General features: G+C 53.9%; 27 protein-coding genes, 1 other RNA gene and 1 pseudogene. 25 read left to right on the top strand and 4 right to left on the bottom strand.

Going from position 1 to position 24322, the window contains the following annotated elements; all coding sequences use genetic code 11:
• Nucleotides 1-70: 70 nt before the first annotated feature.
• Nucleotides 71-460 (top strand): CoA-binding protein, encoded by a 390-nt coding sequence (locus tag SH410x_RS21900; RefSeq protein ID WP_473670737.1) that lies wholly within the window; start codon nt 71-73, stop codon nt 458-460.
• 351 nt (nt 461-811) lie between these two features.
• Here the strand turns inward: SH410x_RS21900 and SH410x_RS21895 are convergent, their stop codons facing one another.
• Entirely contained in the window at nt 812-1144 is a 333-nt protein-coding gene (locus SH410x_RS21895) for a zinc ribbon domain-containing protein YjdM (RefSeq protein ID WP_473670736.1), read from the bottom strand.
• A gap of 279 nt (nt 1145-1423) precedes the next feature.
• Here SH410x_RS21895 and ssrA point away from each other — a divergent pair.
• Both ssrA and SH410x_RS21885 read left to right on the top strand, forming a co-directional pair.
• Nucleotides 1424-1797, top strand: a transfer-messenger RNA (tmRNA) gene (ssrA, locus tag SH410x_RS21890).
• Nucleotides 1798-1935: 138 nt separating this feature from the next.
• On the top strand, nt 1936-3837 hold the full coding sequence (locus SH410x_RS21885) for a hypothetical protein (protein WP_473670734.1): 1902 nt from the start codon (nt 1936-1938) through the stop codon (nt 3835-3837).
• Nucleotides 3838-4120: 283 nt separating this feature from the next.
• Here SH410x_RS21885 and SH410x_RS21880 read toward each other — a convergent pair whose 3' ends face one another.
• Nucleotides 4121-4393: a hypothetical protein gene (locus SH410x_RS21880; protein ID WP_473670732.1), complete on the bottom strand. Its 273-nt coding sequence runs from the start codon at nt 4391-4393 to the stop codon at nt 4121-4123.
• A gap of 348 nt (nt 4394-4741) precedes the next feature.
• Nucleotides 4742-5641 (bottom strand): hypothetical protein, encoded by a 900-nt coding sequence (locus SH410x_RS21875; RefSeq protein WP_473670730.1) that lies wholly within the window; start codon nt 5639-5641, stop codon nt 4742-4744.
• A gap of 1610 nt (nt 5642-7251) precedes the next feature.
• Here SH410x_RS21875 and SH410x_RS21870 point away from each other — a divergent pair.
• The 15 genes and pseudogenes from SH410x_RS21870 to SH410x_RS21800 all read left to right on the top strand — a co-directional run.
• Complete coding sequence (locus tag SH410x_RS21870; protein ID WP_473670729.1) at nt 7252-7722, top strand: hypothetical protein; 471 nt, start codon at nt 7252-7254, stop codon at nt 7720-7722.
• A 157-nt stretch (nt 7723-7879) separates the two neighbouring features.
• On the top strand, nt 7880-8140 hold the full coding sequence (locus tag SH410x_RS21865) for a hypothetical protein (RefSeq protein ID WP_473670728.1): 261 nt from the start codon (nt 7880-7882) through the stop codon (nt 8138-8140).
• Between the two features lie 853 nt (nt 8141-8993).
• A complete protein-coding gene (locus SH410x_RS21860; protein WP_473670726.1) occupies nt 8994-9467 on the top strand; it encodes a hypothetical protein in 474 nt (157 codons plus the stop codon).
• Nucleotides 9464-9718, top strand: a complete 255-nt coding sequence (locus SH410x_RS21855) for a hypothetical protein (protein WP_473670725.1) — start codon at nt 9464-9466, stop codon at nt 9716-9718. Before SH410x_RS21860 ends, SH410x_RS21855 begins: the two co-directional genes overlap by 4 nt.
• 324 nt (nt 9719-10042) lie before the next feature.
• Nucleotides 10043-10381, top strand: a complete 339-nt coding sequence (locus tag SH410x_RS21850; RefSeq protein WP_473670723.1) for a hypothetical protein — start codon at nt 10043-10045, stop codon at nt 10379-10381.
• 553 nt (nt 10382-10934) lie between these two features.
• Nucleotides 10935-11084, top strand: coding sequence for a hypothetical protein (locus SH410x_RS21845; RefSeq protein ID WP_473670721.1), 150 nt, complete (start codon nt 10935-10937; stop codon nt 11082-11084).
• Between the two features lie 894 nt (nt 11085-11978).
• Nucleotides 11979-13070 (top strand): IS630 family transposase, encoded by a 1092-nt coding sequence (locus SH410x_RS21840; RefSeq protein WP_473668492.1) that lies wholly within the window; start codon nt 11979-11981, stop codon nt 13068-13070.
• Nucleotides 13071-13490: 420 nt separating this feature from the next.
• The gene (locus tag SH410x_RS21835) at nt 13491-13847 is read left to right on the top strand and encodes a hypothetical protein (protein ID WP_473670719.1); all 357 of its coding nucleotides are present in this window, start codon (nt 13491-13493) and stop codon (nt 13845-13847) included.
• Between the two features lie 111 nt (nt 13848-13958).
• A complete protein-coding gene (locus SH410x_RS21830) occupies nt 13959-14225 on the top strand; it encodes a hypothetical protein (protein ID WP_473670717.1) in 267 nt (88 codons plus the stop codon).
• Nucleotides 14226-15180: 955 nt separating this feature from the next.
• A complete protein-coding gene (locus SH410x_RS21825; protein WP_473670715.1) occupies nt 15181-15648 on the top strand; it encodes a dual specificity protein phosphatase family protein in 468 nt (155 codons plus the stop codon).
• Between the two features lie 105 nt (nt 15649-15753).
• Nucleotides 15754-15927 carry a hypothetical protein gene (locus SH410x_RS21820; protein WP_473670713.1) on the top strand — a complete coding sequence of 58 codons (174 nt, stop codon included), beginning with the start codon at nt 15754-15756 and terminating at the stop codon, nt 15925-15927.
• 523 nt (nt 15928-16450) lie between these two features.
• Complete coding sequence (locus tag SH410x_RS21815) at nt 16451-16819, top strand: hypothetical protein (protein ID WP_473670711.1); 369 nt, start codon at nt 16451-16453, stop codon at nt 16817-16819.
• Between the two features lie 100 nt (nt 16820-16919).
• Nucleotides 16920-17225 carry a VOC family protein gene (locus SH410x_RS21810; RefSeq protein WP_473670709.1) on the top strand — a complete coding sequence of 102 codons (306 nt, stop codon included), beginning with the start codon at nt 16920-16922 and terminating at the stop codon, nt 17223-17225.
• Entirely contained in the window at nt 17170-17325 is a 156-nt protein-coding gene (locus SH410x_RS21805; RefSeq protein WP_473670707.1) for a metallophosphoesterase, read from the top strand. Before SH410x_RS21810 ends, SH410x_RS21805 begins: the two co-directional genes overlap by 56 nt.
• Before the next feature lie 437 nt (nt 17326-17762).
• Nucleotides 17763-18104: pseudogene (locus SH410x_RS21800) on the top strand (zinc-ribbon domain containing protein); the annotation flags it as partial.
• A gap of 501 nt (nt 18105-18605) precedes the next feature.
• Here SH410x_RS21800 and SH410x_RS21795 read toward each other — a convergent pair.
• Nucleotides 18606-18833, bottom strand: coding sequence for a hypothetical protein (locus SH410x_RS21795; RefSeq protein ID WP_473670705.1), 228 nt, complete (start codon nt 18831-18833; stop codon nt 18606-18608).
• On the opposite strand from SH410x_RS21795, the gene SH410x_RS21790 reads away from it, so the two are divergent.
• From SH410x_RS21790 to SH410x_RS21760, 7 genes are all read left to right on the top strand, one after another.
• Nucleotides 18832-19425 carry a YcxB family protein gene (locus tag SH410x_RS21790; RefSeq protein ID WP_473670703.1) on the top strand — a complete coding sequence of 198 codons (594 nt, stop codon included), beginning with the start codon at nt 18832-18834 and terminating at the stop codon, nt 19423-19425. The genes SH410x_RS21795 and SH410x_RS21790 overlap by 2 nt on opposite strands.
• Nucleotides 19426-19614: 189 nt before the next feature.
• Nucleotides 19615-19971, top strand: coding sequence for a hypothetical protein (locus SH410x_RS21785; RefSeq protein WP_473670701.1), 357 nt, complete (start codon nt 19615-19617; stop codon nt 19969-19971).
• A gap of 114 nt (nt 19972-20085) precedes the next feature.
• The gene (locus SH410x_RS21780) at nt 20086-20724 is read left to right on the top strand and encodes a protein phosphatase 2C domain-containing protein (protein WP_473670699.1); all 639 of its coding nucleotides are present in this window, start codon (nt 20086-20088) and stop codon (nt 20722-20724) included.
• Nucleotides 20725-20859: 135 nt separating this feature from the next.
• Entirely contained in the window at nt 20860-21699 is an 840-nt protein-coding gene (locus SH410x_RS21775) for a hypothetical protein (protein WP_473670698.1), read from the top strand.
• 26 nt (nt 21700-21725) lie between these two features.
• Entirely contained in the window at nt 21726-22139 is a 414-nt protein-coding gene (locus SH410x_RS21770) for a DUF4275 family protein (RefSeq protein WP_473670696.1), read from the top strand.
• A gap of 13 nt (nt 22140-22152) precedes the next feature.
• Nucleotides 22153-22803: a hypothetical protein gene (locus tag SH410x_RS21765; protein ID WP_473670694.1), complete on the top strand. Its 651-nt coding sequence runs from the start codon at nt 22153-22155 to the stop codon at nt 22801-22803.
• Between the two features lie 996 nt (nt 22804-23799).
• The gene (locus SH410x_RS21760) at nt 23800-24252 is read left to right on the top strand and encodes a hypothetical protein (RefSeq protein ID WP_473670692.1); all 453 of its coding nucleotides are present in this window, start codon (nt 23800-23802) and stop codon (nt 24250-24252) included.
• Nucleotides 24253-24322: the final 70 nt, after the last annotated feature.

The following is a 24322-nucleotide window of genomic DNA, read 5'->3' as shown; positions in this document are numbered from 1 at the left end:
ATACAGAGATCCTCGAGACCGCAATTCACGACCACCCAACGCCCCCCAAACTGAACGGATCTTCGCCACCATGAACTCAGTCGATCAATTTCTTGCCGCCCAAACCTACGCCGTCGCCGGAGCCTCCGCCCGCACCCACAAGTATGGATACAAGGTCTTCCAAGCCCTGATCGTGTCGGGGCGCGAGACCTACCCACTCAACCCGATCACCGAGGAGATCGACGGCCACAAGGCGTATCCGAAAATCGCCGACCTTCCCGTTATCCCCGAATCGCTGTCGATCATCACGCCACCGGACGTGACCCGCCAAGTTGTCGCTGACGCGATCGCCGCCGGCGTGAAGAACATCTGGATGCAACCCGGAGCCGAAGACGACCAAGCCAGCGAGAGCGCACGCCAAGCGGGTATCAACGTCATCGACGACGGCGCATGCGTGCTGGTCCTGCTGGCCCGACAGTGACGGTCGGCCGGCATGGGCGATGACACGGACCCAGGCCCGTGTTTGGAGGGGTGGGCGGAACCGAACAGCCGCCGATCGCTCTAGCGAAGTCTCGCGTGAGGTCGCTTGGGGTTGGAACTCAGCCCGGGCCCGGTTGGGTAGCGGCCGAGCAGCCTGAAATTGTGGTCGAACGCTCCGCGGTCGACCATTCCGATGTGCGGAGCGTTCGGCCACTTATTTTCCGCTCGTTCCTAACTCGCTGGACCGGGGTGCCCAACGGGCCGCGTTTCGCGGACGCGTGGGCAGTGAGATGTTTGTCCGGGGGCGATGCCCGCGTGGCGAAGCGGAAAGACTTGGTTGAAGGAACTTAGATCACGCCTTCTTGACGAACTCAGACTTTAACGACATCGCTCCAATGCCGTCGATTTTGCAGTCGATATCGTGATCCCCGTCGACGATACGGATGTTCTTCACCTTGGTGCCACCTTTGACAACACCGCCATTGAACTTCAAGTCCTTGATGACGATGACAGCGTCACCGTTTTCGAGCGTGTTGCCATTGGCATCACGGGTCGCGTCTTCTTCAGCGGCCGCTTCCTCCGCCGCTGGCGACCACTCGTGGGCGCAGGTCGGGCACACGAGGAGTGGCCCGTCTTCATAGGTATACTCGCCGTCACATTGAGGGCAGTTAGGTAAATTGCTCATGGGTCATTTGCCGATCTGTTCGATGGATTGTTGCCACAATTATCCATGTTTGCGAACGCTTGAGAAGCCTATTGTTTTCCATGCCGACAGGCGAGCATCCTGTTTTTAGCTGCCCCGGATAGGATCGTGATCCCGTCCGAGGTCGGTCCTGTCGCTTGAAACAATCGTGCCCAAAGACGAAAATGCCCACGAACCTTTTGCTCCGCCGCTGCGTCTGATAGAATGAAGATTGACGCGTGGCGGGACAGAAATGCCCGTTTTGCGTCATCCCAGGTACCTGGGGGCGACTTGGAATCGACCGGATATCAAGAAGCGAATGCCTGCGTGTCGTGGTTGATCAGAAGGCCACGTAAAAATCTGATCAAAAATTTTAGTTGCAGAAGAAAACTTTGCACTCGCCGCCTAAGAACAGGTAGCGCGGACTGAGGGGGATCGCCAGAGTCGCCCGAATGTCCGTCACAATTCTGGATCGCTGATCGTCTTACTCAAGACGCGGTCGGCTAAATTTGATTTGAGTTAGCCAATCGGGGAGCCTGTTAGGCAGCGCCTCGTGAAGCGAATCGCTCGCAAGAGTACAAATAGCCTGACTACACATGTAGACGGTGTCGTGGATGTGTCGCGGGACGGGAGTTCAATCCTCCCCGCCTCCACTTAGGCCAATTTGCGAGCGATCGTAAGTTGGCCTTTTTCATGGACTTACGGCAACTCCATTGATTTCCGAGGCTCTCCAGCGTTCAATGGGTCCAATTAGAGGTCCAATTAGGCGGATCTCTGGGTCCAATTAGACGCTAGTGGATAGGTCCTCGGAGGTCATCATCAACCAGCCCAACGGGAAAATCACGCGACGTCACAGTCGCCAGAAATCAGGTCGAAACACCGAGGTCAAAGGGGAGCGATTCTCTCTCCAAGGGAAGCGATGGCGGTTCCCTCGTGGCCTCGCATCTCAGGAAGTCGAGACTCGGATCACGCGCCTCAGAGCGCTCTGGGATGACCACGAACGCTTCTGCCACAGCCAGCTCTTCGTCGATCCGGCTGAATTGTCAGGCGTACCGGAATTTATCGTGGAGGAACAGGCGAAGCGATTCATGAAGCGGCAAACGTCCGTCGCTGAGGCTCAGCACGAAAGTGCGCAAACGGCATCGTCTGGCACATGGCCCCCTTTTGGCAGCAGCGGGCGAAGCGGTGCCGTGACGACCGGCGATGATGCAGCCCAATGGTCGCCGCTCGCACTTTGGATTGCCGATCAGATAAAGCAGGGCGTTCAGCCGGTGCCCTTGCCACCAATCTCGAAATTACTGAGCTCCATCTTCCACAACGAACTCCTCGATTACCGATTCGGGCACTTTGCCCACGTGTTTTCGGGGCCCAGCGAATCGCATCCACGGACGATCGCTGAACTCCGATGGCAGGACGCTTTCAAATTGCTCAACCGATTGACGGAAGCGTACCCGTCGGTGCCGTGGACAATGCCACAACATCACATTGATGAAACCGCCCGGTTCCACGATCAATCAGCGAGGGAAGCAATCGCTACGACTGCAAAGATCCGCTCGCAAAGGCCACCAGCGGAAAACGTTCCGCTCATCGCTGGATCATTCCATGAGGCGATTCGGGACTACACAAAGAAACGCACGGACGATTTCACCAAAGGCGGACAGTTCGATGGTAGCGGCCACCACATGCTCGGTCTGATTGAGAACTTCGAGAAACGACAGCCCGATGTGCCTCTGGCAATGTTGGATTTCACCCGATGCCAGGAGATCTACGACTTCTGGAGAAACCGTCCGCTGAACCTGCGGACAGAAGAACCGCTTTCGCTCAAACATTGCTCCAGCCATATCGGCGAACTCAATCGCTTCTTCAAGTGGCTGCACACGAGCGACAAGTTTGCCTGGAGGCGGCCTCAAGACTTCGACCTGATCGAAAACAAAGTCAAGCGATTGCCCTCCGATCGACGTTCCATCCAAGACATCGACATCAAGACGTTCAACGTCGAGCACCTCAAGCTACTTTACAAGCACGCATTGCCCGCCCAGCGACTGAAAATGGTGTGGTGCCTGAATTGTTCGCATGGTGCGGCAGAGATCGGACGAGTCGAGTGGGAAGACCTGTTTTTAAAGCAGCCGCACCCATGGACGAAAGAAGGCCTCGAAATTGCCAGCAACCACAATGACTCCTGGTGTGGTCTTCTACGACCCAAAACTGACGTTGTTGGCTGGTGGTGGTTGTGGCCAGAAACCGTAGGCTTGATTCAGTGGTGGAAAGCTGACCTTGAACGACGCCTAGATCGAAAGCTGAAATCCGCTGAGCGAATGATGCTGACAGACAAGGGTGCGAACCTCTACCGCGATTCGTCCCGCAACGCCCAGTCTTCGTTTGGGAATGAGTGGTCTCGATTGCTCGATCGCGTGGCCAAAGCAGAGGGCAAGAAGACAGTGCCGCGACTTCCCTTTGGCACGCTACGAGATCAATTTAGCAATTGGCTTGGCAGTGACCAGAACCGTGCCGTTCTCGCCAGCGTTGCACTGGCTCATGGGATTCCCCACAAGGGCGACAAGCTGCTCTTCAAGCATTATTCGAACCGGCCATGGGCTCATCTCTTCGAAGCCCAAAAAGAATACCGTCAGCTGCTTCAGCCGATCTTCGACGGGGTTCCTGACCCACTCGCAACTCACGATCCGCTCGCAGGCTAGATTGATGGGCCTTAGGAACCCAACTCCGCCGCTTTGGTGAGCACGCGTGCAGTTCTGCGGGCATGTTCTTGTCCTGTCCGTGCCCGGCGGGAAATCACCAGAAACGGCCTGAGGATACTATCAGCGGATTCCGTGCCGGGACTCAGAGGTTGACTCCAATGGATCTGGGTTTGTTGATGCGGGTCATAGCCGCACGGCTCGCTCTCGGTGGCCAGTCGGCGAACGTGATTCGTAGAACCGCCAGACGTTGCGGATCATAACCCCGACCTGGACTTGGGCCCGCTCAATCACGTTTTGTTGCGTCGAGCCCTGCCACGTACCCACTGTAGAAGACGTTCCGCATCGCCGCGAAAATAAACACGTCTGCTTCACCTTGGTCGTCATCGCCGCCGAGTCCTCGGCCGACGACTCTTGCCTCGATCTGCTCGAGCTCGTGAAGAAAGAATGCGAAGTCTTCCGGCGTGACTCGCGACTGAAGGTATTGCTTTCGCTCACGCCAAATCCGCTCATCCTCTTCGCGGTCGCGTCGGTCTTCCTCGTCTTCGTATGCGGTCATTTTGCCAACTCCCCGCGAAGTAACTCTTGAGCCTTCGCGATGATCAGACTGCCGACAGAATCGCCGCAACGGGATCGTAGCCGCTGTCGCCAAACCCTTCTCTGGCCAGTGCATCCAGGCGGATAGTCGTGTCGTGATCATGCAACTGCCAAGCACTTCGGACCGTTAAGCCGATTCTGAAGGCGTCCGCATCTCTGAACTCATTTAGTTCGGTTTCGGTCGGACTGTTGAGACGCGAATTCAAATCTCACTGGCCATTCGCCAGGTGTTGAGGGCGGTTGACAGACAGGCCGAAGCGTAGCCAGGCGTGCTCAAAACCAGGTGTCGCAGTGGCTGCCCGCGGCTTGATCAGTTCAATGGAACCGGATGTCGCGTCCTATCGAAAACGGCTGTCATACGGTTGTTCTCAGCATAAGCATGAGATGTGGATTGCTCGCAAGCCGCTTCTTCAGCGGGTTCCTCCCTGACCAGCTCCACGTGCGACTCCATTCGCGGGGCAAGAGCACGGATCGTGGTCAAAGCCGCGAGAGCCTTCTCATGGCGGCGAGCAGAACGCTGTGACGCTTCAATCTCGAACTTGGGCAACTCAGTGCCTTTACCGACGCACCTCGCCTCTATCAGGCCATGAAAGCCCTGTTCAAGATGCGTGGCAACCACATGGTCAACCATCAGTCGCTCCAGATGGCTGCCGGTGCCTTCTTCGATCAATCCTTGCCGAAGCTCTCGGGTCCTGTTGAACATCACCTCTCGCTCGAACAAATCATGGCCAGACAGGGCGCGAATCCATTCCGTTTGAACCTTTGCTGCGATGTGACCATGTTGGCTGAAAAGATCTGGATGCTCCTGCGTCGCTCGGCGAAGCGTGACTAACGCGTCTTGATCACCGTTACGACACCGGCGGACCACTTCATCCAGAGTGACTTGTTCGGAAACCCATTCACCTGGTTCCAGATCGCTGTCTCCCTGCTCCTGATTCTCGCACTCTGCAGACTTGTTCATCTGAACGCTCCGTCGCTTTCGCCATCCTCGGCTTTTTGGGTTGTGGTATCCGGTCGCATAAAGGTGGGCGTCCAAGAGTAATCGCGTTGAGCTCGCGTAATCCTCTGCCATCGCCTCGAGCTCAACAATTCTCTCTCGAAGCTGCGAGTCAATTTGCTTTTGAAAAGCCTTCGACTCCAAACGCAGCGATTCCATCTCAGCCCGCAGTCCCTTGCCCAAGTACTGTTTATGAACTCGGCCATCCGGCATGCGTCGGCAAAGATAAAAGTACTTCCGACCGCTTTGGCGCTTCTCCCATGCCACGTAGACTACACCCTTTAAAGTTCCCGGTCATACAAAATCTACTCACTTAACATTGTACCGCACGCGCGGTGTTTAGTGAACGCCAATTTAAGTGCTAGAGTCAAGATTCGATAGTTGTCGAAAATTGGTGACTCCGGTCGAGTGCCGGAAATGCCAAGGCTACCCGGCAAGTAGCATTGTTGAGTTAAAGGTCATCGAAAAATCCTCCAGCATCAATCGTATCAACAAAAGGTGCAGTCACTTGACCGTTGGGATGCGAAAGGCATTGATGATCAGCAAGACATGCTGATCGAGTTGGCAGTGGATGTCTGGCATGCACCTTCGCGACCTTTCCTTTGAAGATGCAGAACCAGCCAGCGATCCCATGACCGAACTTACCGACAAGCACGCCCCGAACGCCTGGCAGTCGTGGCGACAATGTTCAGAACGTGTTTTCGCAGTGGCTGCCAAAGACGGTCGCTAAGTCCTAAAAGCGGCCATCGACCCGGTCGAATCTGTCTGGTTTCGGTATCGAAGTGGTTATCTAGGTCGATTAGCGAGCAGGATATTGCCAAAATGCGTAAATAAGATCCTCCGGATTTGTATAGCTTCGGCGAGGCGATGTAGGGCCAGTTTAGAATTCTGCTCCGATGATTGCCTTCCGCGCGATCGCACCCGACACTCGTCCATCACACGAAAACGTAGGGAAAATGATGGTAATCCGCCCATCATGGACTTACTCGTTCGTTCGAGACGCTGCTTCACACGTTCTCCCCAGCTTTCACTAGTAAAGCCAGCTTCGAAACGTTTCGCCCGTTGATGACGGGCTGGATTCTTTCAGTCTGACATCGCCATGTCGCCGATCTGATTATTTCCAGCGACTCCGGTGGCAACGGGCATTTCTCTGATCACCACCGCTTCGTCTCGCCAGCGGCTTGGGACATCGATCATCTCTGGGAACTGGTGGCCCAGTAGATCCTGAACAACTTGATCGGTGTGGATGCCACGATAGAGCTTTCGGGTGATGACAACCTCTGTCGTAACCGCGGCCTGGGGATTCCAGCCGAGCGACCGTGCCGGGTGTGTCGGCGTCCTTGAGGAGAATAGACACCAGTTCCGGTTTCGCTTCCTCGATCCGCTCTTTCACCAGCATGGCTGTCCACTCTGAACCGAAACTCAATCGCTTCGCTGGGCTCCTTTGACGAGAATCGACATGGAGCGGTTTGCCAGCGATCCAGACCGGCGCTGTTGCCTCCGACCAGAGGCAATGCCCGAGAACGAGTTTAAAATCCGGATTTTGACGCTCCGGTTCAAGAATCTCTCCGGCAGCGTTGATGTGCTCGTCGCGACCCTCCCGGGTAAGCCCACTCCTACCATTCAGAAGCAGGCCCCAGACCGTCTGGTTCACCCAGCGTCCCTTCCTCAAGGAGTGCTTTCCCCGTTGTTGTTGACCGGGGGTCAGGCACCAGCGAGAATATCTCACGAGCGGCTGAGAAAAGCCTTGCGAACGCGGATAGTTTCCTTTCTCACCGGGCCGACCGCTGAGAAACGAGTTCATCGGATGAAGAGGTCTGTGCATGAACATTTTCAAACGGCCATGGTTGATCGCTGGACTGTTCATCCTCTCCCTTTGTGCCGGGTTCGTTGGCCGGGTTGCCTACGTGTGGTGGCATATTCCTGAGGCTTATGCTGCGTGGGATGCCGGTGACATGCTGCTTTGGTACATGCGTTCCCGCAACAACGACTGGCCCAACAGCTGGGATGACTTTCAGTCCGCCATTGAAAGTGAACCTGAGTTGTTCTTGCGGGGACGCCACCCCGAGGAGCCCGACTACATGGGACGGATGAGACGTACGATCAAGATCGACTGGTCATTTGACACCGCAAATCCTCAGAACCCAACGCCCGTGACGAGGCCAGATGGTTCGCCTTTGCACGCATACTGGGGTGACCCTAATGGTATGATCTACCAGTACTTGGATCGCCTGAAAGCCAATGAACCAAGCGACGAACCCGCAACCGTCGACAACGCGTTTCCAAACGGCTGACCGGTCGCGGGGGCCAATGACGGCCAACGCTGTTCAGCGAAATCGATTCTCACGTTTTTCACTCGGAACTCCCTGATGCTTGGCCTGATCCCTAACCTCAACGTTGTGCTGCCGCAAAATGTACAAAATCCCACTGATCCTATGGCAGAGACTAATGATGCTCAAACATTCAGGCAACGATCCAACGTCTCGCAGAACGACGATTGCTTGCCGCTCGGGGATTGTCGCCAATGGTTACTCGAACGTCGCCGCAGGAGTTGATTCAGACGCCCGGCGACTTGTTGAGGCGAAGTACGCAGACGAATGGAACGCCGCAAGCTTAGTACGCAGATGGAAGCTGCAGCGTCTAATGGATGCTGAGAGTGCGGAACTGGCTGCCAAACTGATGCCCAACGTATCACCTGAAGCTCTGTTCTAACGCCGCATGCGTTGACCCACGAAGGTACCGATGGAGCCCAGACTTCTCCGAGCTCAATGAGGTTTCAGCTAATCGCGAAGACGGCGAACTTTTTAGCGTGGATTTGACGTCTCACCGACGCGACGGTTGAATCACTCACTCTCTTCATGATGTTCGTGCACGCGGTCGTCTACTTGCCTTTCACAACCTGTGCCGCTGGATTCTGCTTGCAATCGGACCCTAAACTTGTCATGCTAAATCCAAGACAGACGGGGGGCACCAGTGATAAGTCCCCGTCGAATCGGCGAGAGTACCTCACCTGTCACCGAAGCAGCCGAAGGTGCAACCGGCGGTCACGCTTTTCTCTCGTTCTTGTCCTTGGCCCAACCGGGGATAGTTACCTCGTCATCCGACTGAATTCCCATCTTGAACCCGTATCAACCCTCCTCGACAAACAACGCGAGCGATTCGCCTTCGGTATTCAACCGATCGCTGCTTACTCGGCATCTGTACTCAATGCTTATTGCCGGCATTGCGATCTTTTGCCTGCCTCGCCTGCTTGACGTCGTTGACAAAAATGGTTCGGTGACAGACCGATTCCGGACACTACCGTTCTTCGCCGATTCATTCGGCTTCGCTGGTGGAACACTTGCAATCTGGGCGATACACTTACTTTCCGTGGTGCGCAAATGCGGCCGCTAGCTGCCGAGTGAATACTAGACTCGGCCCGTTGTAATCGCATAACGAGAGAATCGCACGCCAGTGGCGGTGGTGTGCTTTTGGAAGTTGATGATCAACTTTCGCCACCACGTAAATTCCACCGTTGCCCGACTGAAATCAACCGATCATCCAACGCTGCATCGTAAAATATTCGATGACGACTTCCAGAAACCACCCTGACGCTGAACCGTACGCGACTCCAAGCGAATCACCGTCCTCAGCCGATGACGTCCACAAACGGTTCTCAACGCAAACTCGTCTCATTCTCTCGCTCTACGCTTTGCTTGCGTTCGCTGCAGCATTCAGCGTATTTCACTACGACAACGCAACGGCTTACTATACGTGCTCGATCGTATTTGCCATTCTTGCGACTACTTGGGCGATAAATGACTCTCGTTTACGCGACCGGACATTTCATCCGGTACTCCGCATGCTTCATCTGCTGTTCTGCCCAATTTCCCTCGTGATTTATCTCATTTGTACACGCGGAATTCGTGGGTTGGGGATGGCTGCACTGCACTCCGTTGCCATGATCGTGGTAGCAAACGTCGCGTTCTACGCTGTGTTTTACGCGATATACTTCACCGGCTATTGGAATTTGTACGATCCAATTTATTTCGATAATTGACTACTACACTGGACTACACCGGGGATTTGATTTTTAACCTTCACGGACACACTCCGGCGTTTCGATTTTCGCGGTCGACCGTGAAGATTCAGGTCGAAATGAGTGGAAAGCGAAAGTTCGAGACTTTGCTGCACTTCGTTGGCAACGGATCAACGCAAAAGTTGTTCGTTGATTTCGACAAGATCGGGCCGGATACCGATACAACTGCGATGACGGTTGCTGATCCTGCTGCATCACCATTCGACAACTAGCGACGGCAGATAACCAACCCAGTGCACGTCGGCGGCACCGCTGACCGAATTCGAATGTGACACTTTTTCGTTGCCGCCGCGTGATCGGTGGCGTTCGCCCACAGATAGATGCAACTTTCACTGATCTCTAGCGTTCCGAGTAAACGATGGGATCCGCATCGAAATCTTTGTGCAGATGGTCGCGGAGGCTGGGTGTTTTCGCAGGTCAACGTCGATCGCGTCATTGCTGATTACTCTAGCTTGTACATGATTTTCGGACTTGGTGTCCTCGCCAGCAATGCGTCGAACAATGACTACGTAGAGCAAACGAGACTTACTGCTCACATGGACGATGATGTCATCGGTTCCTGTGTGCTCACATGGAAGCAGCCAAACGCCATGTGGCGTTTCTCCGGAAGCGACGCCATCTTTGAATGGGCACAACTGATCGATCTCGCTCCGGTCCGCGATGGGATGATCACAATTTCGATTGACGTCAAAACCGCGTCCCAAGATGATTGGCTGGCAGTTGATGGAAACGCATATTGCAGAATCGAGAAGTGCCCGGAATCCGTCGAAACGGAACGATTTGTGGGTTCATTTTGGTTTACAATCAAGAACGCGTTTAAGAAACCGTTTTGGCCTCACGGGAATCCCCAGCAGAAGCGACGAACCAACGTATGAACCGAAGACGCGGAGTCGTCGGTCTTGACAATGGAAAACCAATCGTCGCCGCCCGCACATCGCTACAGTTATCGCGATTGACGCTTTTTCAATGGCCGACCAACATGACGACTGTCGCTTGAACCGTTCGGCACGCCCAATTAGATCGCACGCGCTCCGTCCCTGGTTTACTACTATTGTCACGGGACCTTGATATGCTCGGTTTTGGCTATACTAACGGCGAGACGTTGAACCACTACGCCGCCACCATCTCCCTGAAAACGAGATTCCGTATGTCACAAACCTTGATCAAAGCGGGAATCGCCCTAGGCTTCGTGACGGCGGTCGTGATCGGTTTGTTTCCGTTTGCCGCCATGTACTTCGTGTTGTTCGGATTGCCGCTGTAGCCTGTTCCGACGGCGTTAACAGTGCGATGATGACGGAATGGCGTTGTTCGCCGTTCTCGCCGTGGTTGAATCTTTCGCCGCTGTCCGCACATCTCCGACAACCCGATATTCCACTGTCACAACGCTGACTGTCGTACTGAAAAACAATCAACTCTGGAACTTTCGCTATGGGTCTCCCTGGTACGTCTGAACTTCTGGTGATTGCCGCGATCTTGCTCATCTTGCTTGGACTTCCGCTTGCGATCATCGTCTTCGTCATTCTGCTCGCGAAAGGAAGCCGCAATGGCCAGCGGAAAGACAGTGAACATCACGATTGACGTCACGTTCAATCCCGACCTTTGCTTTGTTGCGGACGGTTCCTGAGGCGAACGATTCACCCGTCACTCGAATTGACGGCGGCAAGTTCCGGACAGTTTGGGTCGGCACTAAGCCCAACGAAATGGTAAGGTCGTTAATTGTTCACCATGCAAGACATCCAGAATCCGACGGGTATGCGTCTCGCGGGATACGCTGTTACGAATTCAACGAAATATTCGGAACTGCTGAGACAGAAACATGGAACTCTCTCGCCGTACGTCAATTTGCAATCACGTTCAAAGACGTTACGATTGACGTACTTGCTCGAACGGCATCGGTGATTGCTACTGAACTTCGCTCCAATTCAGCTATCGCGGCACTTTCGTTCGCGATGGAGTGCGCCAATTAGAACGGCGGGGAACAGGTATGATGAATCGCGGTAACTTGCCCTCAGCTACGGTGGTCGGCTTCGATATTCTATGGTCTAAGTTCAGATCGCATTACGCGGTCATCGCAATTCGCTGCTATCCGACTGAAACTAAAGCGATTTGCTAATCACACTTCAACCGAGATCGAGCTGGTCATTGGTGACGTTTGCCAATTCGACGCGTCGCTTACTGTTGTCGGACGTGACCCGGACTTACGACGCCACTACTCTTCCAGTTTCCCGAATGCGGCCACGGACGCTCGGATTATCGATGCGTTCCCAGTTCAGTTGGTGGAATCAAACGACCGAATGAAGGCGGCACTCTATTCACACATTCGGCCACGCGGAAGCACTCGACACCGGATCCGCGAAATCAACCGAATACACGCTTCGTTGGTGCTAAGCACATCTGGGTAAGTATTTCGGTATAACTGGCAAGCTTTTTGCACCCATGTTGAGTTGGGAATCCTTTCTGATTTGCTAGCAAATGCTCGATGGTCGAGATTATGCGAAGCATCATGTTTCTCCCTGTTTCACGAACCGGGAGATTCAAATGGCACGCCCCTCTACAAAATTCGCACAAATTGGCTCAGTCGAGCAAAAACAGCAACTGACGGAAATGTGGAAAAGTCATCATTGCCACTATACGCGAGTTCGTGCGCACGCAATCTTACTCAGCGACCAACAGTACGAAATAAGTTCCCTTGTCGATATCTTTGGCGTGGATCGAGATTCGGTATCCAGTTGGATTGACAGATTTTCAGAAGGCGGCCCCGACGCACTTGAAGACTCCGAGCATCCCGGTGCGCCGCCGATACTCAACGCCTCAGAGCAGCAAACTCTCCGGCGACTACTTCGAAAATACCCGAATCGACCAGCCAAGGTGCTGAAAGAGCTGAAAGAAAAAACCGGCAAGGAAATCAAGCGACCCACTCTGCGAGAATACGCGAGGCGGTTTCGGCTGAGTTGGAAACGTTATCGTCGAAGTTTGCGGCAAAAACGGGATGAAAAGAAATTTCAATTGGCCAAGGAAGAGCTAGCCGAGTTTCTCGAAGAACCGGATTTGAACGTTGTTTACTTTGACGAGGCGGGTTTCTCGCTCAAAGGAGTTGTTCCCTACGGATGGCAACCGATCGGTCGACGCTACGAAATACCCGTAACCGGGGCACACGGCAGCAACGTTCAAGCGATTGGGTTTCAGGGTCAAGACGGTGAAACCCACACCTATCTCCACAAAGGCTACGTGAACAGCGAAATGGTGATTGCAATTTTCGATGATTATTGCCAAACAATCGACGGTCCAACTGTTGTGGTCCTTGACAATGCCTCAGTCCACACGAGCGGAGCATTTCAAACTCGCATGGAAGACTGGGCAGAGAAAGGACTCTACATCTACCATCTGCCGCCATACAGTCCAGAGCTGAATGCAATTGAAATGCTTTGGAAAAAACTCAAGTACCAACTGCTCCCCGCTGGCGCCTGGGAGCGCTTCAGTACACTGCTAAACACACTTACGAAAACACTCAATGAGTTTGGAGAAGTGTCGTATATGCCTACGCTTTTTAATTATGCCGAATAAATTCACCCGACGTGCTTACCTCTCTGCTTTGCAATTACTCGATATTCCGCTGACATCATCGACATAGCTCCGCTTTCCTGTCGACGACCTGACACGACTGCGTACGCCACCATACGGATGTTGTGGGATATTTCCGTCGCTTCATTTTTGAATGTCGATTCGATGTTTTTGAACTACACTCCAAAACTTTTTCGTTTGTTTGTGAGAGACTCACTCGATCCATACATCAGCGTCTTGAACGATGCTCACTACACATCACTGAACCATGGCTACCTTTTTAACACGGAGGTTCAATGCAATCGTGGCAAGCATGAACGATACTTGCGTCGAAACCGTTTTCGTTTTGTGTCGACCGGTGGATGAAGATTGCGATGAATCGAAAAAGGTCGGCAACGGCGACTAGCTTCAGGCTGAAATTTCATGACCCCCAACCTAAACCTGTTCCTGGACGCGTGCATCGACCTCGGGCTCGATCCCTCAGCCTGGATTTACGCTGAGGACCGCGGCCATCGTCTTACGTTGCCGGCCGCATCCGGCAAACTCGGCCCCATTGTTGTCCACGAAGACAACGACGGGTTCATTGTCGATGTTGGCACCATCCACCACACGCACTTTCGCGGATTTCAATACCCGAACACAACTGACGTTCTCAGAGCAGCAATTGACGCGGCTCGTTTCGTTCTCGCGTTGATGTCTGACGGTGTTTGTGTGACCGTAGACTACCTCGATGGTCGCTGCATTTGCTCTAGTCACTTTTTCTTGACTCAGAGAATCTAACCCCGGATACTATCGGCAGTTCGCGTGCTGGCATCCGGGATGGCAACATTCACACCGAACGCTTTCTTTGGTCCGGTCCTGTGTAGCGACAACGAGCGGAGAACGATTGCGATGAACCTTTTTGACATTCCCGTGCGGCTTGGGCTCAGAAACGAAGATGCCATTCGAATCGCTCGATTCTCAATCAAGCTGTCGCTACTGATGTTCATCGGATTTTTAGGCTTCCTCAGCTTCCTCGCGTATGTTCCGGGCCTCGATGGATTTGGCCTGCAGCGGCTGTCGGGCTTTTTCGGTTTCTTTGGTTTTACTGGGTTTCTGGGCCTACTGGGCCATGCATTTGTGGTTGATCGCCGGGCTCAGTCTCGAAATCATGGTTAGCGAAACACGTCGATCTATGCGATGTGGAGCGGTTAATTTTTCGCACGTCTGGCTGAGTATGTCATCTGATCCGAATCCATACTCGACGCCCGCTAGCATCGAGCCGGTCGCGTCCGACCGACGAGCGAATGCATCGCCGAAGTTGCTGCTCGCCTTCATCTGTGCCGCGGTCGCATACTTTGTTTTTACCCTGATTTTACTGTCGTCGACTCCAGTTGATCGAAGACACGGCGTCATGTTCATTTGGAACCTACCGATCGTGACTTCCATGTTGCTCGCGGCTTTTCGGTCAAGAAAACTTGCCGGTAACCTCGCGATCCTTGCAGCCGCCAGCCAACTCGTGATCGCCGCTCTATCACGATATCGTGCGATTGGTGGAGACATTACCGGAGCTATCATCGTCACAACTCCCATTGTTCTTGTTCTACTTGGGCTTGGGTTCTGGGCGGTAAAGCCACCTGAGCGATCCAATGCTCCAACCGAACCCTGAGAAAGCGGATGTCGCGTTTGATCAAACTCATGCTCGAACACGCACTGCAAAATCCGGATTTTAAAACTCTTTCCGAAAGTTCGACGGTCGGCGTCGAGGCGGATTGTGCGGAGTTTACGTGCTCGGCAACTTGAATCGATAGGAACACTAACTGGGGAACGCTGTCGCAGCGAGCGTCAGTTTTGTCCGACAGGAATGCGTTTTCTCGCTCATGTTGCCGGACAGGTCAATCCATTCGTGGAAAACTGGGATCACATTTGCTTGACCGACGTTTTGGGATCGCCCATACTCGGTAAACGCTCAACCGGTGATAGGCCCCGTCAATCCGGCGGCAACACTCGACGGGTCACCATAAGAGCCGAAGGTCCAACCGCTGGTGACAATCCTTGGACCGACTTACCTCCGCCTTAGCTGGCAGTGCTTGCCTCATTATTCGACAGAAATCTCCGCTGCGGTAACGTCACGTTGATTCGATCCACGCACCATAGTCTGCTCTTTATCGGCGACGCGATCAATGCTCGCGATTTGCGTCAACTCTACGATCGTGAAATTGCCGCCGTCGTTGATCTCGCCGCGAATGAACCTCCTGCACAACTTGGGCGTGACCTAATCTATTGCCGATTTCCGTTGCACGATGATGGATCTAACTCGCCGCACTTGTTGCGTGCTGCCGTCGATTGCGTGAGGTCACTCTTGCTTAACGACGTTCGTCTTCTTGTTGCCTGTTCCGCAGGCTATCGACACGCAGGCATGAGCCGGTCGCCCGTGGTCGCGTCCGCCGCTGTTTCGTTGCTGAATGGTGCTTCGCTCGACGATTCGCTTTCCACGATCGTCCAGGACTCGCCGCACGATGTTTCGCCACCGCTCCTGTCATCTGTCGCGGAAATTCACGCTACAATGCACGGTGCGGACGTGAGCCAAGCCGGCGATTAACCATCGCATGCAGTGGATGACAGGTGGTCCGTCTTCTCGTCTGCTTGCAAGCCGTTCGCCCGTTCCCACCAATGTCCACCGTTCGTTGATCTACTATTGTCGCTGATGCCAAATCCTTACCAAGCGATTGATTCCACTTTGACGCCAATGAACTGGCGACGCAGTGAGCGGAGATTCGTGATCGCAGCAATATTGTCGTTTGCATTGGGCACCGTCGTGGCGATACCCGGACTCGTCATGCTGAATCAAGAATTGCAACTGATTCCAACGTCCACGTGATTTCGCTCACGCATCCAACGGAGGTAAACGACTTCATTCGGTCCTCAATAGCAGCGGGGATGGGTGGACGACGCCGAGCAGCGGAGAACATTATCAGGCGTTTAGAAGTTGGAAATCAATAGACCGTCCCCCATTTCGCCAGCCGTCCTTGGCTGAAATACCTTGCCCCTTCCTCGAATCTCAATACGTTCGCTATTGCTGGTGACGCTGTCGGTTGCTGGCGTCCTGGCATTCATCGCATCGGCGAATGCGAACTCCGAGAATGCACGGATGGTGACAGCTTTGACATGCGTTCTCGGCGGGTTCATCGTAGTTCCGATGACTGCCGCAAGCGTGGCTTACGATTCATATCGAACAGGGCGATCTGCCGAACTGGGTGCGTTCTATGGATTTGTCGCCTATTCGTTTGCGGGAATTGTTCTTGGCTTGCCTCCCGGGGTAATCTGAAGTATCGCACGGAAACCCTACCGTTCGTCGACAGCAGGAAGGTATGAAGCTAGCGTCAACTACAGTCACAATCGCCGTGCTCTTTACTGTCGGCTGCAATGGAGCCCACGTTGGGTCGTCGTCGTATTCGGTCGAAGACGCAACGTCTCGCGGCGTTCTAACCGCCGAATACTCAGTTCCCGAAGGTGCGAAACTCGGACCATACGAACCCGTGCAGGTTTGGATTGAGAAGGATCGCAAACTTGTCATCCGATTAAAAGGACCGCACGTTGGCACTCAACCACGTGTGAATGATCTCGGCTTGACCAACCGAGACTATCGAACCGTTTGGTCGGAACGCGATGGACCGCCGTACGAAGTCTGGCAGGCCCCTGATCCCATTCCCGAGACGATTGTTCTTGAACGCGAATCGGTAACGCTCAGACTCGATCTTCGTGTACAATAGCGACGAAGCATGGGCTGTGAAGGTGCGGCGGAGGCATTCGGTTGCGTCTGTCTGCAAATCAATCGCCACCGCCCGCAGTAGACTACCGCTTGACGAAAAAATGTTTGCAGCACCTCCAATCGTGAACCTCATTGTACTTCGGTCTTTCGATATCGAGAGAGCCGCCGCGTTCTACACGGCTATGGGGCTGACATTTAGCAAGCACCGGCACGGTAGCGGGCCGGAGCATTACGCTTCAGAGGTCAGCGGATTCGCTTTTGAGATTTATTTAGCTGGAAAGACGGGTCCGACGTCAACAGTTCGTATTGGATTCTCGGTTGACGACGTCGATTCTGTCGTTGTCATGCTAAGTGACCAAAGCGGAACATTGCTGTCGGGACCGTCGGATTCGGAATGGGGACGGTGACTATGTCGACCGTGGCCCCGTTTCGCGCCGTGTCATCGAGTGGTTGATTGACCGCAGCGCAACTGGCAGACTGATCCCACTACGCGGCAACCATGAGTAAATGAGGCTCGCGGCCCGACAATCTGAACGGCACCACGATGAATGGCTCGCGTGCGGTGGCGACGCCGTGCTTGCGTCATATCGCACAGATCGAGTTGACGACATTCCCGGCGATCACTGGGACTTCCTGGCGACGTCACTTCGATCGCACTATTGCACGAAGACTCATTTCTTCGTGCACGCAAATGCCTACGCCGACATCCCAATTGATGCCCAACCGGACTTCATGCTTTATTGGGAGCCGTTCGGCAATCCCACGCCACACGAATCCGGTTTGACGATGGTTTGCGGTCACACGCCCCAACGTGGCGGCGTGCCATTATCGGTCGGACACGCAATCTGCATCGACACCTGGGCTTGTGGGCGCAGATGGTTTTGCTATTTCACCGCCTCCGTTGCAATGCCACGTTCCCAGTGACCTCTACGTGATTCCATGCTATGAAGCGTACTGAAGACGCCTTTTCGGACTACGTAATCCACCCTCGCTACGGGCGGGGGCCACGGATCACCGGCATGACAGTTCAACCCGGCACTTACTCGGAAGTCCGGCTTGGATGGTGGGCATCACCGGAAGACCGCATACCTGAAACTGCTATTGAATCTCGACCGTCCCAACAAATCAAAGCGACAATCCCGGTCACGCACTACGTCGACCTCAAGCGACGATGTCGCGACTGTTCTCGGCCGTTCATCTTTTTCGCAGAGGAGCAGCAGTACTGGTACGAGACACTCCACTTTTACGTCGGGGCAGACTGTGTTCGCTGCCCCGAATGTCGTAAGGAACAGCGTCGCGTGAGTGGGCTGCGGGATCGGTACGTCGCTCTCACGAAATCCGGGTCCGTCTTGTCAGACGACCAGAATCTTGAATTGGCAGCTTTGGCTCAGGAAATGATCGACCTTGGGCAGTTCGGACATCGCACCATCCAAGTTGTTCGTCGCCATCTGAACGCAATTCCAATGGAATCCAAAGTTCGTCGACGAGCCACTTTCCGTGATGTTGACGATCGGTCGAAGCGAACTCTGGCCAACAGTTCGTCGAGCGGATAACGGTGCAATTGGTACTGACCGAAATCGCGGTCTGTGGCGTGTTTGCTGAGATTAAGCGACGGTCACGGGCTAACTGGCCATGACGCCGTGTCGGGTGTGCAGGGGTTCTCTTAAGGGAGAACAAAACATCACTTGGGCTCTGTTCTTAGGTATCTCCGAGCTCTCTGCGGTACGTTCGCTCACGCTTTCGGCGGAAATTGCTTTGCCAACTCCTGCGGAGGATTCGGAAGCAGCCTAGAATGTAGCCTGGGCCGCCAGTGGGTCCGACTGACATTGCCGCGTGTGAACAAACTCATGCTCGAACATGCACTTCAAAATCCGGATTTTAAAACTCTTTCCGAAAGTTCGGCGGTCGGCGTAGAGGAGTCTTGTCCCGCCCGTTAAGTGCTCGGGAACCTGCAAAGATACGGTCACCAATTGGGAAACGCTTTCGCAGCGAGCGTTAGTTTGTCCGACAGGCATGCGTTTTCCCGCTCTTGTTGACCGACAGTTCGGCACACGCGAGAATATCTCACGAGTCGGTGGAGAATTAAGTTCATTGAAAGAGGGCAGCCAATTGCCAGGATCGATTTCAACCATGTTCACGATCACTCGGAGCGAGTACATCCGAGCAATGAGGCGACACTACAAAACTAAACTACAGATAAAGCGTGACCTTGTTGGCGGCGTGATCGCCATCGTAGTTGGGGTTTACCTTTTGATCACGCCCGGAGCGGATACGCTTGCTTGGTGCTTACTTCTTGCAGGAGTCGTTCTCGTTTCCCTCGTTGTCTATGTGATCTACATCTTGCCTTCGCTCATTTACCGCTCCCAACCCAAGTTGAAAAACGAATATCGACTTGAGTTTCGTGACGATGGAATTGGGTTCAAGACGATCGAGATAGATTCTAACCTCAAGTGGTCGCTCTACCACTCATGGTTGAGTGACAACGAATTTTACATATTGTATCATGGAACCCGTGATGTTTCTGTGATTCCACGCAGATCGTTTTCCAGCGGAGATGATGAACTCCTAGTGAACCTGCTGGGTCGCACGATTGGTCCATCACTTTGAAAATGGTCGACGAGCATAGAATTGCACTCGAGTTGTGGATCTCGCTTTTCTCGATGTTTAGTCGCTTGGCCTCAATGGTTTGGCTTCAGGTTCTATTTGGTTCGAATCCGTATTGCTTACATGACTGCCATGCGACCTACTTATGCAGGAATTTGGATTCGCTCACTTTCCAAATCCGACCTCGAATCATTGATCGCTGATGTCAAAAGCGGTGACACGGAGGCGATTTCAAGTTCCACTGCATTCGTGATCGCAGAGAGCTTTGGTTACTGGCATAATCGGGCACGTGCGAAGCTTTGTCGTCACTTCAAAAACCATCCACCGCCTAAAGGCGACTGCGATCGATTAGTCGATGCGATCGTTGACCGTCTTTTGGGAGGATACTTTTATGAACAATTCAAGGATCAGCTCTCAATGGCCATGCGGTTTGACCGCGAGCGACTTGAACATGCGGCTTCCATTGCTGCTCGCTCCAACAAAGACTACGTTCGCAGATACGGAAACCGGGTAACTCACGCCATCGAATCCCAATGGCCCACATCGTGACAGAGGAATGACCTGCAAGGGCACCCAGCGTCACGCGTCTTGGCATTTCCTGCTCTTCACCGCCCGCTTACCTGTGTCTTTGCGTTCGTCAACTTCAACACTCGATGCCCAGTCATGCCGTCGTTTGAAACGTCACAACGAATCGAAGCCTATCGTGAGTCGTGCGAGGATCGTATCGACGTCATCACGAATGATGAACGCACCGTGATCGTTGTCGCCGATGGTGCCGGCGGCACGGGTGACGGCCACCTTGCAGCAGAAACTGTCATCCGAGAAACACGAGCCAGCTACGCGACGATTGACAGCTCAACCGATTGGTCACAATTCCTCTCCCAGCTCGATCTGCGAGTGGCGTCTGGTGAAACGACTGCCGTAGTCGTCGATCTTCGCCTGGATCGCGTCCTCGGTGCAAGTGTCGGCGACAGTTGTGCCTGGGTGATCGACGGCCCTGATATTACCGACTTGACGCGAACTCAGGTTCGCAAACCGTTACTCGGTTCACAGGCCGCGAAGCCCGCTCCATTCGGGCACGGTCCGCTGAATGGCATCCTTCTCGTCGGGTCAGACGGCTTCTTCGACCACGCAAAACGTGACCAGGTAACGCGATTGATTGCCTGCACGGACTTTTTTGGAATTCCACGTGCTTGCATTAACTTGGTGCGTCTTCCGTCCGGCGATCTGTGGGATGACACTGCCGTCGTGGCCTGCCGGGTTAGCAATCCTCGGCCAGCCAGAAAACGCTACACTATTTAATCTCAGAACGATTATCTCGGTCCCAGAGTCAGATCGTTAGATATGTGCATCTTCTCTCAGCCTGTAATCTCCGTAAACAGCACGCAGATCTTCGCTCGTGCTTCGGCCCGCGGCACGCAATTTCTTGCCTATCAGATGAATTACGAGTCTCGCGACGTTAACGCGATGATTCTGCCAGTTCCCATTCAGCAACCTGCAAACGAAGATAGCTTGCGGTTCATTGACTTGCGGGCCTACGACGGGTTATTCGATGACCTAAACGATGGCTTCCCCTATTCAGCTCCGGCATTTGCGATCGGTTGCTCTGAACCATTCGAGGTGGCACTCGGAAGTGCATTGGAGGTGTTCGAAGTTGGCAATTACATCGCCTCGTTTGTGCCAAAGATGTCAGAATTCTCTCGGCTCGACGACCGGTTCACCCTTCCGGACCCGACCTGGTCGCAACTCCCGCAGTACAAAGATTACGGATTTGCTGTATTTCAACTTGCCGCCGGAGCCCTGAAACCACATCCGATGGCTTTCGAATTCGAGAAAGGCACCGATTCGATCTACTTTCCAACTCTGCACATTCACGATGGCGAGGTTCACGACACGGAGGAATTCGATCACGTTCTCTATCTGCAACACGCTGGATTTGATAGCCGAGTCTATGGCTACCAGAATTCGAACGTTCCAGACGAATCGACCGGGTTGATTCGCTCCAAATTTGCGGCCAAACGATTCTGTGATATTGATCGATCCAATGGTGTCATTGACGCCGACCTACTTGTGCATAGACAAATCATCCGTGGGAAGCACCCGAACCGCGACACGGAAATCATGACATCGGGTGATCCGGCGAATGCAACGCTGAATCTCCGGCCCTTGCGGTCTTATACGCCGTGGATTGTTGTTGCTGCCGCAATAACGTGGTTCTTTGCACGACGGACTCGAATCAAGAGAATGAAGAACATAACGAACATCGCAAATCAGTGACCCTGAACGTTAGGCGACTCAGTTCCATGCATCCAATGCGTGACTACCCATCAGACGAATATCGAATCGAGGGTCGTGCCTTTCGTGAAACGTTCACAAGGCTAACTCAAACGTTCTTTTCCGACGTTCACCAGCAAACTGGCTCATACCGCTTTCGTGGTTTCCTCTGGCACGCGTTCAGCTACGGCTATCAGTTCGCCCTGGATCGCAACTCTGCCAAATTTGCTTTTGCCGAGTGCGATGATGCTGAGCACTATGTTCACGACGAGCAACTCGACATGCTCTGGTACTGCCCACGGGCGATCGCGGTCTCCAGCACTCACCCCTGCAATGACACCTACATTTTCCCCGCTACTTACGATTGGCTGTACATTACTACCCACGAAAACGCCTCGGGAATCGGTCCATACTTCGTTCGCCAACCGTCCCTCATAAAATAGTCGAATAGCCAATGTGTTGCCTACGAGCGGCAGCGACGACGATTTTGACATCAACGCCTGGATCGCCACCGCTCGTCGATCGAAACGAACACTCATCAACACGCAGGGATGTAAGACGATGCGACGCCTCTCGCTCTTTTTCATTTCTTTGATCGTGTGCCTGCTTGCCGCAACCATCGCACAGGCACTCACGATGGGGTACGGACAACGCGACGTCACGGAGGCTGGTGCTGGATGCGTTGGCGGGTGGATTTCCGAACACGGCAACATCGCCTATTTCCGTGGTGATACTGAACTGCTCAACGTGCAGTTGGCTTCGCTCGCTGCAGAGATTGCGGGTCATCCTCTTGGAAAGGTCGTCCTGCACGCAGGCGCGAAACAAGTCGACAGCCCGGAGGAACAGCCGGCCACTGGATTTGGTGACCAAGCTTCAAAGCAACTTGCGGCTTCCAATCAACTCGCGATCGACTGGTCGGTTCGCAGATACTGCCCGTTTGAAGATGTGCTCAGCGGTCGCTGCAAATGCGATCGGCGAAGAGTTGATGTGGATGTTTGGCTCGGAGACCGCATTCAACTCGACGCCCTTTCGGTTCCGAGCGAACTTTCCGTCGAATCTGGTCGCGAAATCGAGCAGTTCGTCGAAGAGCATGCCCACCGCGAGTGAACCGACGGATGCGAATGATCGATGGATTCCACTGAGCCCATGTCTGCCGGGGGTTTGCGGTAATTCGCCGCCGGTTGCCATGTGTCTCGGGGAACATGCGGCTAGAAGCCCCGCAATGGGCCCGCAGAGCCCTGCTGGGCGACTCTTCGCCTTTCTTCGGCGACGCCGTGTCGGCTGTTGAGGGCGTGCAGAGGGCCTCTTTTGGGAGGGCAAAATATGACCGGGGCTCTGCTCCCGGGAGCCTCTGAATTCACCGTGGCACAATCGACCACTCTGGATACGGGAATTGCTCGGCCGCACGCTCTCGATGGTATTTTGAAGTCGCGTCCAACGCAGCCCGAATCATCGGTGACCAAACTGGCGTTGGTTCTTTGAGCAAAGGTATGTCAGAAAACGTGGTTTAAAATCCGGATTTTAAACTACTGGTCTAAAGGTTTGGCGGCCGGCGTCGAGGCTGCACTTTAGCGAACATTGCCTGTCGGAAAGATGCATTTCAAACGTTCACGAGCGTGGGAACGCAGTGGCAGCGAGCGACCGTCTTTTCCGCAAGCAGTGTATTCCCCGGTTACTGTTGACGGGGCATCGGGCACCGGGGAGAATAAATGCGGATCTCTGAGTCGGTGGCCAATGAAAGTTTTCTTTCTCATGTCACGGGTTCAAGCCGGTCACGCAAGACGTTTACGTGCTCGGCGCTGGAAGTAAACAATACTTGATCGTTAAAATGCATCCCACCGACGACGACACTGCTGAGCCCTCAGTATTGTCTGACGCGACTGTTCTGAAACCGCAAGACGGCGAATAGCGATTCCGTGTGCACTGGATCGGAGCAGTCAAATTTCTCTGAAAATCGTAGTTCTCTTGTCGCGACCTCACGATCGGTGACGGCATTCCCCGGCATGCCTAATGTGAAGATTGCGAGAACGCTGCTTCCTGCTATTCTCACACGACCGACCGCTGAAAAGCAAGTGGTTTGACTGAAGCCCATTTACTGCGAGTTTGACACTGCCTGCTGTACTTCGATTATCCGGCAACCGTCAAGCGATCGCAAGCATCTTGAGCGACTGCTCGCTTTCGTTCAAGGACTCTCACGCTTCAACACGTTGGCGACGTCTTGATCCAACCGGACATTACCCAACTACAACGTTCAACTTAACGATATCGGACGCACCCGGTGACTCTGTTCCGCTTCAACTTGACGAAAGCCTCGCCTTCCTTCGAGCGAACATCGCGGCGATATCGCGATTGGCCGACGTCGCCGCGGACTGCAAACTGACGCTCGATCTGTCTTGGAACTTCCCTCGTGGCACCATCGGGCAATACAATACGCTACCGGCGGAGTTGATGGGCGTGATGTCGTCCCTCGGCATCGACTTGATGTTCTCGGTGTATGACATCGCCTCACGTCCCAAATCGCCAAACGGTGATGAGCGAGGCGGTAAACCGGAATAATTTGCTCTCCGCTACGGCGGTTGGTTTCGCCATTTTAACCCGTTCGCTGGGATCACCTCTCTCGGTTATC

This window comes from Rhodopirellula sp. SH410 (assembly GCF_055811895.1).
The sequence above is the reverse complement of the archived record's forward strand: the minus strand, read 5'-3'. Positions and strand labels throughout refer to the sequence as shown.